Source organism: Marinobacter sp., assembly GCF_033722735.1.
Lineage (GTDB): Bacteria > Pseudomonadota > Gammaproteobacteria > Pseudomonadales > Oleiphilaceae > Marinobacter.
Window position 1 is genome coordinate 1 of the sequence record NZ_JAWVYN010000044.1, and the last position, 8526, is coordinate 8526.

Annotated in this window: 7 protein-coding genes and 1 tRNA gene; all 8 read left to right on the forward strand. The window is 59.8% G+C overall.

Annotation, left to right across the window (positions count from 1 at the left end; genetic code table 11):
• Positions 1-579: 579 nt before the first annotated feature.
• The 8 genes from R3175_RS17615 to R3175_RS17650 all read left to right on the forward strand — a co-directional run bounded on the left by R3175_RS17615 (position 580) and on the right by R3175_RS17650 (position 8499).
• Complete coding sequence (locus tag R3175_RS17615; protein ID WP_318945655.1) at positions 580-1782, forward strand: hypothetical protein; 1203 nt, start codon at positions 580-582, stop codon at positions 1780-1782.
• Between the two features lie 108 nt (positions 1783-1890).
• Entirely contained in the window at positions 1891-2859 is a 969-nt protein-coding gene (locus R3175_RS17620; RefSeq protein ID WP_318945656.1) for a hypothetical protein, read from the forward strand.
• The gene (locus R3175_RS17625) at positions 2859-3413 is read left to right on the forward strand and encodes a DUF6160 family protein (protein ID WP_413231793.1); all 555 of its coding nucleotides are present in this window, start codon (positions 2859-2861) and stop codon (positions 3411-3413) included. Before R3175_RS17620 ends, R3175_RS17625 begins: the two co-directional genes overlap by 1 nt.
• 13 nt (positions 3414-3426) lie before the next feature.
• Positions 3427-5826 carry a DUF6160 family protein gene (locus tag R3175_RS17630; protein WP_318945658.1) on the forward strand — a complete coding sequence of 800 codons (2400 nt, stop codon included), beginning with the start codon at positions 3427-3429 and terminating at the stop codon, positions 5824-5826.
• Between the two features lie 114 nt (positions 5827-5940).
• Positions 5941-6906 (forward strand): biotin--[acetyl-CoA-carboxylase] ligase, encoded by a 966-nt coding sequence (locus R3175_RS17635; protein ID WP_318945659.1) that lies wholly within the window; start codon positions 5941-5943, stop codon positions 6904-6906.
• On the forward strand, positions 6903-7640 hold the full coding sequence (locus R3175_RS17640) for a type III pantothenate kinase (protein ID WP_318945660.1): 738 nt from the start codon (positions 6903-6905) through the stop codon (positions 7638-7640). The genes R3175_RS17635 and R3175_RS17640 overlap by 4 nt, the downstream gene beginning before the upstream one ends.
• Positions 7637-8392: a hypothetical protein gene (locus R3175_RS17645; protein WP_318945661.1), complete on the forward strand. Its 756-nt coding sequence runs from the start codon at positions 7637-7639 to the stop codon at positions 8390-8392. Before R3175_RS17640 ends, R3175_RS17645 begins: the two co-directional genes overlap by 4 nt.
• 31 nt (positions 8393-8423) lie before the next feature.
• Positions 8424-8499: transfer RNA gene (locus R3175_RS17650), tRNA-Thr, on the forward strand.
• The last annotated feature ends 27 nt before the right edge of the window (positions 8500-8526 follow it).

Sequence of the window (8526 nt, forward strand, 5' to 3'; positions counted from 1 at the left end):
CGGTGCTGGGGTTTTTTATTAGCCCAACAAAAAGGGACCTACGGGAGTGTGCGACCCGGTGCCCGCTGGGCAGCCGAAGCACCGCTTCGGCAGGGGAGCACGCGCGGACCGTCCCCGGTCCGCTCCGGGTCATCGTCCCAGGGCGCAGCACTGGCGGTATCGGATAGCAACCAATCCGCGACGACGGGTACTCCCGACCACAAGCCCGCAGGGCCCAGCGCTGGCGGTACCGGCTAACGCCCAAGCCGTGACGAATGGCCCGCCCCCGGGTTGCGCAAAGTCGATCGTTGTCCCCGGCCTATTACGGCGCCGACTGCATCAGACTCCCCCGGTTCCTTGCCCCTTCCTATCGCTCCCAACCGTCCAATTTCCGTCACTTCCTGACCCGGGATGTAAAACCTTGTCAGAAGTTGTCCATTCTATGACGACGCGCACAGTGGGCTGTGTTAAACAGCATTACACTGATCAAGAACTGGCCACACAAACCAAAAAAAACTGCCAGCACATCAGAGACACTCAACATGACGAATAAAGACAACAATGGTCGCCATCGATTGCGGCATAGAGTGAGATGTCAGCATGAATTACAGAGTCTGGCTTTTAGGTTTGGCTGCAATGGGCTGGACCTGCACGGTTCAGTCGGAATTAACCCCTATCTCGGATGACGCCATGTCGGAAGTCACCGGTCAGGCCTTCATTTCCATCGATCGCAACTCCCATCCGGACGCGGCGGAGAATACCGTCTATACCCGGGTAAACCTGGGTATGGACATCGAAATTCAGACCGAAGTGGATGCCCTGGAACTGGGTCGATATAACCGGGAAGGCGAAGATGTCGGTACCTCCGATGTACTGATCAACGACTTTGCGCTCGGCTACATCAATAACCAGGCTTATTTCGACGCCAACCCGGACGCGGCCAGACAGCGCAAGCCGGATGGAACGGCCTACGCAGAAGGTGACATCGTACCGTTCTCAATTAGCAACCCATTTCTCGAGTTCGCCTTCGACGAAGATAGCAATGAAGTGGTAGGGGTTCGGTTGGGCTTTGGCGACTCCATGGGCATCCTGTCCGGCAATATTCAAAACCTGACCGGGGACGTGAACGTCAATATAAAGGCAACCGGGGAAGATCTGGAGTCAGCCAGCTCCAACGGCAACCTGTTTGATCAGATCATTGTAGCCCTGGCACCGTATTTGGTCGGCAGTAACGCTATCCAAAGTAAGGCCCAACTGGTTTACGGTGAAGATGGGGATCCCCGGTTGGGCGAGCTTGACCCTGTTAGGGCCACTCATGCAGGGGTGCCCAACGGGGAGAAATTCATTGTCGAGGATGTCGACGGCGCGACCAATACCCTGATTCAGTTTGCCGGTGCCTTCAGCTCATCCCAGGTGAAAACAACTGCCAGCTGTTTTCTGGGGATCTGTGGCCGGGGCGATGTACACATCATTGCCGACGAATGCCAGGTACTTGGTATCGATGCCTGTTTCCCTCTGACCAACTTTGAAAGCCTTCCCATTGGGAGTATCGAGGAAGTAAACGGCGAACGTCGGATTGTGGCTCCTGAATCGGGGCTGTTCCTATCGTTTCAAACGCGTGACCTGGATTGGCTGGAAGATGTGGCCAAAACCAATCCGGCGGCCGCTGACTATATCCGTGCCACATCGGGCGGTTTTTTTAATATACCTGCGGGGGCTGTTGAGTTCAGTTTGGGGGAGGCACTAGAAGGAATCGACCGATATCGCACGGAGTATATCGACCGGGGCAGAGGGCTCTTTTAAGGGAATTGAACTATGCGCCAATGGAACCGCAAACACAGGCACTGCAGGCTCAGGCTGGCTATGGTCGGATACTTGCTGACCAGTTCGGCCGGGCTGGTGCATGGGGAAATGACGAGCCTTACCGAGTCGGAGCTCTCCGATGTTGAGGGCGCGGGTATCGGCCTGGTGCTGGAAGATTTCAAGTTCGCCCATGGTACGGACGTGGTCAACGGCCAGGTGTTCAAGATCGGAGGCATCAAGAGCACCGATGGCCAGGACGTCGAGATCATCGTCAACAAGCTCTACATCGCCGGCTCGGGCAGCAACTACGGCGCCAATCTCAACCCGGTCAACCTGGGGCGGTTGGTCAACCCCTTTGCCATCGACGTGATCGACGGCAACGACATCGGTGTCGCCGACAAGGCCGTTCTGAGCATTGCTGCGCCGGCCAAGGTGCCGGTAACGGAAGGCTTTGATTGCCTGAGTACGTCGGCAGTCGCGGGCAGCGGCTCCTGCGCGAGCCGGCCCCAAACGGCGGAGTTTGCCGGGGAGCGCCCGGATCTGGGGCTGCAGCTGAACGTCACGGTTGGTTCCAACCAGTCTGCCAACCTGAACATTCATGCTCAGAGCGCGGTCATCGACGGCAGTTACCTGAGGTTGTGGGGCGACGACGAGCGGCGTCAACTGGTGGGCCAGTTTAAGCTTAATTTCTACTCCCCCGAGCTCTCCATCAACGCCTGCAGCCAGGATGGGTCAGAATGCGGTTCGCGGATTGTGATGGCGGACTTCGCCCTGGAGTTGGCGCTGGGCAACGAACTCCAGCCGATGTTTCTGGATGTCGACGGCAGTGGTAACTTTGTGGCGGAAGTGCAGGCCATTCCCCGGCCGGATCCCGGAGCCATTGGCGCCGACGGTAAGGAAGCCAGCAGTGATTCAGCCACCTGGCAGTTCTATCACGATTACTACACCAACCCCGACTATCGCAGCAATCTCACCATTGGCAACCTCTCGGTGGGCGAGCGAAACTTCGGCTCGACGCGGGTGGACGGCATGCTGATACAGCATCTGCGAATCCAGACCAAGGACCTGGGGCAATGATGGCAAAGATCTCACGGTGGTGGCCTGGTGGCCTGTTCCTCTTCATCCTGGGCTTGCCCAGTGGCGCGATGGCTGAACTGTCCCGGATGGATGATACCGACCTGGCGGGTGTGTCCGGGCAAGGCGGTATTTACCTTTCGGGCGACATCAGCATCAACGAGCTGGGCGGGCCGATCCAGAACAGTTACTTCGGAGCGTGCGGAGACGAGGGGAAGAAGTGCGGCGCACGCCTGGCCTATCGCCTCAAGGAAGACGGAGGTTGGTTTGTCCTGGACGACATTCGCGGCAGTTTTTCTTTCGAGGGATTGACCCTGCGGGTCCGCCACATCGACTCCGGCTTTGGCGGCGACGGAGAGCTATTTAACCGGGACGTGGTAGAACTCGGGTTGCCCAACGTCGTCCGATACCACGACGTTCATTTCACCGTAGCGGCCAGCAATACGGCCCGCCCCACCGACGCGGGATTCCAGCAAACGGATCTGTTTTCCATTGAAATGCAGGGTGACGTGACCCTGGAAGGCAACCTGTTGGTTTTCCCCACGGATTCCCCATAGAAGGACCTGGCTGATGCGCGCTTTCGACCATCGATCACCGCTCTTCGTGCTCTGCAGCGGGCTGACCATGGCATTACCAGTGCCGGCCCTGGCTGAACTGCAGAGTCTGGATGACGCCGCCATGTCATCGATCAGTGGGCAGACCGGGATAACGCTGGAGTTGGATCTCAATGCCCAGATGGACCGATTGTCCTATTTTGACGACGGCAGCGGTATTCATCTGGAGAACGTGCGTATCGGTTCCGCGACGGATGCGAGCGGGGGGGCGTTCCACAAGATCGATATTGACATCGACAGCAATGGCTATCTGAATCTGGATTACCTGGTGGAAGACCGCCGCATCGAGTTTTCCGATGTGACACTTGATGGTGCTTCAGCGCTGAGCATGGGGGGCATGTATTTCGACCACAACCTGGAGGGCACTTTGTCCCTGTCTCCAGGCGGTACGCTCAGCGCCGACGGCTACACCTTCGATTCGGCCTGGACCCTGACCGAAGGACGCATCGGCTATCGTACCAACGGCAATGAGGTGTTCCTGGACAACCTGGCAATGACGGTCAGCGCCCCGGGCGTCACCATGGACGCGGTCGACGGCGGTTTGCTATTCACGGCACCCTCCATTACCGGCAGCTACAGCATAGGCGCCATCCGCTACAGCGATAACCCGCTGAATCACGGAGTGAGCACGGATGTGAGTTCAGGTCAGCAACTGCCAAGTTACGGCAGCATCAGTGGGGATTTTGACCTGTCGTCAGAGACCACCGTCGGAGGCGGCGGTCGATCCGGGGAGGGCCTTCGTATTGATCACAGCGCAGTGATCAACAGTGCCAACTTTATCTATCTGGATGATGGCAATCCGTTTGCCTTGAAGGGAATCACCGGCTATTACAGCCTTGACGACCTTCGAATTGACGTCACCAATGACTGGACCGGCCGTGCAGCGTTGGCACTGACCGCCGGCTCGTTGTCTGGCGAGTTGAACGTTGAACGCGTGGAGCTGGGTGCCGCCGGTAACAGCCTGGGGGCGGTTAACGTCAGCTTCCTGTTCCAGGACCACGTGTTTGCCGGCACCAGTTACACCAATGCGCTTTATCTGCAAGGCGGTGGACACCCCGACGCGGGGCCGCAGGGGTTGCGGGTTGCCGCCCAGTGGAGTCTGCCCCAGGCCAGCGTGAGCTACACGGAGGACGGTAACCAGGTCATTTTCAGTGGCTTGCAGTCATGGGGGCAGGGCGATATCACGGTCAATGTCACCCGGGACGAAACCCTCAATGGCACCCGCTTTTATGACGGCCTGCGGATTGGTTTTGAAGGATTGAAGGGCGGGTACCGGCTGAATGGTTTGAAGGTGGGAGACGACGAAGCCCCCTTGCAGGGGGGGACGGAACTGCTGTTGGCTCTGGGCTTTTACCCCGCCTATGAGTTTGAGCTGGATGGTCATATTACATTGGGCGCCGGCGGCGCCAGCGGTGAAGGCCTGACCATCAATTCCGACATCCAGATTCGCAACGGTCGTGCTGCCCTGCTCGCAGAGCCCTATGATGAAGGGAATGGCGAGGTCGCCCAGCAGGGGATCTGGGTGACCGAGCTGGATTACGACATGCACCTGCGGGATATGACCGTCGATGTCACCAGCGAAGGGCTGGCGATCATCAAAGGGGAAGCCTGGAGCACGATGGATGTGGGTAACCTGCGGGTTGGCGACAAGACAGCGGGGGCGAGTTTTGGACGCTTCGTGCTTCAGTCCTACGAGACCGGCAGCGCCATGACGATCAAGCCCGGCGGTGCCGGGACTGTCTGTGCCGGTGGTGTGGGTGACGATGCCACTACCTGCGCGGCCTCTGGAGGTGTCTGGGAGGATCGCGGGTCCGAGGGGGTTACGGTGAGCATGAAGCAGGTCCTGGCCAAGGCCGTGGACGAAACCCGTCGCAATGCCATCACCTGGGAGAGCAACCGGCAGCTCGATGGTGAGGGCAATCCCCTCAACGATACGGGCATGAAGTTGGTCCTGAACGATATCCATACCAGCGATGGGGGCGATTTCGACGGCGACGGCATCGACGACAACACTTTCGGGATACAAACCGACATTTCGGTGGACGTGTACCAGACCCGGGTTGTGAAGAAGACCGATGGGCCGGATTCTCAGGGCGTCGAGGGTGCTGCGGGCGACGAGAAGATCATGGATGCCTCCGAGCCGGCCGGTTACCGGTATGTTGCTTCCCCGACCGCCACGGAAATCGAGAGTCGGCCTTTGGGTTTTGCGGTGCAGGCCCAGTCACGCTTCAAGGAACTGAACATCAACAGCATTGACCTGGTGCATCCCACCGGGGGGGCCCAGACTGCAATTTACGGCGTTAAAATGCAGAACTTCGATATTCAGGCCAACCTGACCGCTACCCCCATGCCCTAATGCGGGGCGCCGAGTGCGCCCTAGCATCGTCGGCCTTTCGCCAAATTTGTTCTTTCCGCTCGCCTGTTGTTTAATCCGGCTCTGGCAATTCCTTTACCCTCAGGCGCACGATCCATGAAAACCAAGATCCTTGTCGGACTCCTGGCGGATGGTCGGATCCATTCCGGCGAGTCTCTGGCCCAGCAACTGGGTATCAGTCGTACCGCGGTCTGGAAGCAGATACGACGGGCCATCGACCGCGGCTTTAACATTGAAACCATCCGAGGCAAGGGATATCGCTTGGCCGACACCGTTGATCTCCTGGATGGAGGTGCTATCCGCCGTAGGCTGTCAGAGCGGCTTGCCCAGCGGGTGAGCCTGACGGTCCTTGATAAAGTCGACTCCACCAATGCCGCCGTAATGCGGACTGAGGCCAGCGACAGGACAATCCCGGTATGCATTGCTGACAGCCAGTCCGCCGGTCGCGGACGACGGGGGCGCGCCTGGCAGAGCCCGGCCGGTCAGAACCTCTATATGAGTCTGGGCCTGGAGTTCGCGGGTGGTTTCTCTGCTTTGGATGGTCTCAGCCTGGTGTTTGGGGTTGCACTGGCGGAGGCGCTGGAGAAGGTGGGGCTGGTCGGTGTCAGCCTGAAGTGGCCAAACGACGTGTTTCTCAATGGGTGCAAGCTTGCGGGCATCCTGATCGAGCTTCAGGGCGAACTGGAGGAAGGGCGCGTGCAGGTGGTGGCCGGCATTGGGCTCAACGTGCACATGACCGAGGCGCCGGCGGTTGAGCAGGCCTGGACCAGCTTGGCGAAAGCCGCCCCGGACCGGGAATGGTCCCGCAATGAGCTGGCCGGCGAAATTATTGCCTCAGTCGTTGCTGCCTGTGACCAGTTTGGCGAGGAGGGGTTTGAGGCTTTCCGCCAACGGTGGCAGCGGCGGGACCTGTTTGCCAATCGGTCCCTGACGGCAGGCCAGGGAGAGGTCGCCGGGATCGGGCGGGGGATCGATGCCGACGGAAGTTACCTGGTGGAGCGGGCAAGCGGCGCCATTGAGGCCGTGCGGGCCGGGGAACTCAGCTTGCGGGTTTCGTCGTGAAACTGCTGGTGGACATGGGAAATACCCGGGTTAAATGGCAGTTGCGGGACGCCGGCGGGGAGAGTCTGTCCGCCGGCTCAGGGGGAATCGACGAGGCTGGTCTCTTCAGCACTCTGGTGTCTGGGGCGAGCGAGATTTCTGCGGTTGCGGTGTCAACCGTCGCGTCGGAGTCCCGCCGGGACCGCCTGTGTGAGCGGCTGGCGGCAATCACCAATGCTCCGGTTCGGTTTTATTGGACCGAATCGCGGCGGGGGGAACTCAGTTGTGCGTATCCCGATCCCGGGACCATGGGCGTGGATCGATGGCACGCCCTCTACGGTGCATGGCTGAGGTGTCGGTCCGCCTTGGCCGTGGTCGATGCCGGCAGTGCCATCACGGTGGATTTTGTGAATCACCACGGCCAGCATCAGGGCGGCTATATTTTCTCCGGCAAGCAGATGATGTTGCGGTCGCTTCGACAGGATGCGGCCCGCATCGGCTATGGTGAGGCGGTCACTCGCGATGCCAGTCCCGGTACCACCACGACGGAGTGCGTGCATCATGGCCTGCGATGGCTGTGGCAGGCAATTGTGCGGCAGCTGAACGCGGAAGTGGCCGGCCGCGGTCTCGCCAGTATGCTGGTCACCGGTGGCGATGCTCCTGACCTGCTCGACGCCGGCCTGGCGGCGGAATGGGTGCCGGATCTGGTACTGGATGGGCTCGCCGCCATCGATGAGGAGTCGACAACGGCATGAGATGGGTGGTTGTGCTGTTGATCGTGGCGAACGCCGGCCTGTGGTGGTATCTCCAGGGGGTGCCCAATGACTCTGCAGCGCCGGGTGAAGTGGCGGGTCGCTTGCCCCGTGTCGCCGAGTTGGAGTTGGTTGGGGAGTCCGACCGCGCCCCGGCATCGCCGGACGAGTCCCGGCGGGGTCCCAACGAAGCGCAGGGTTCTGAACACCTGGCGGCGGAAAGCGAGTCCAAGCCTGAGGCTGCCGACCCAGAACCGGTTCGTTACTGTTTCGTGGCTGGCCGGTATGACACGGTGGAGGAGGCGCAGGGCGCGAAAACCTCGCTGGAGCGTGCGCGCACGCCGCTCAGCGTCGAGGTGGAGAGGCGGGAGCAGCAGTTGGAGCCGCTGCATTGGGTCATCATTCCACCGCAAGGCTCCCAAGAGCAGGCGTTGTCCCTGTTTCGTGAGGTCCAGCGACGGGGGATTGACTCCTACCTCGTCACCGAGGGAGACCAGAAGAACGCCATCTCCCTGGGCCTGTTTGAGTCCCTTGAGGCCGCGGAGCGAGTCCTGGCGCAAAGAAAATCCGAGAATCTTAACGCAGAGCTGGCATTTTTCCCCCGAAATCAGATAAGCTACGCCCTCGTTTTTGAGGCGGCCTATGTTCCGGATTCCGTGGAACTTGAGGCTGATCTGGCGGATTTCGGACGCCGATTCAAATCGGTGGAAATCAAACGTTGTGAAGGTGTTGCAACCGCTGAAAAAAGTCCGTAGTATACCGCCCTCGCTGACGAGGCGAATGTGAGCTGGCGTAGCTCAGTTGGTAGAGCAGCTGACTTGTAATCAGCAGGTCGGGGGTTCGATTCCGTCCGCCAGCTCCACTTTAAGTTTTGAGCAGCTTCGCGAAA

Coding starts and splice junctions, on each gene's coding strand:
- R3175_RS17615 (WP_318945655.1), top strand. CDS start 580: ATGAATTACAGAGTCTGGCTTTTAGGTTTGGCTGCAATGGGCTGGACC.
- R3175_RS17620 (WP_318945656.1), top strand. CDS start 1,891: ATGACGAGCCTTACCGAGTCGGAGCTCTCCGATGTTGAGGGCGCGGGT.
- R3175_RS17625 (WP_413231793.1), top strand. CDS start 2,859: ATGGCAAAGATCTCACGGTGGTGGCCTGGTGGCCTGTTCCTCTTCATC.
- R3175_RS17630 (WP_318945658.1), top strand. CDS start 3,427: ATGCGCGCTTTCGACCATCGATCACCGCTCTTCGTGCTCTGCAGCGGG.
- R3175_RS17635 (WP_318945659.1), top strand. CDS start 5,941: ATGAAAACCAAGATCCTTGTCGGACTCCTGGCGGATGGTCGGATCCAT.
- R3175_RS17645 (WP_318945661.1), top strand. CDS start 7,637: ATGAGATGGGTGGTTGTGCTGTTGATCGTGGCGAACGCCGGCCTGTGG.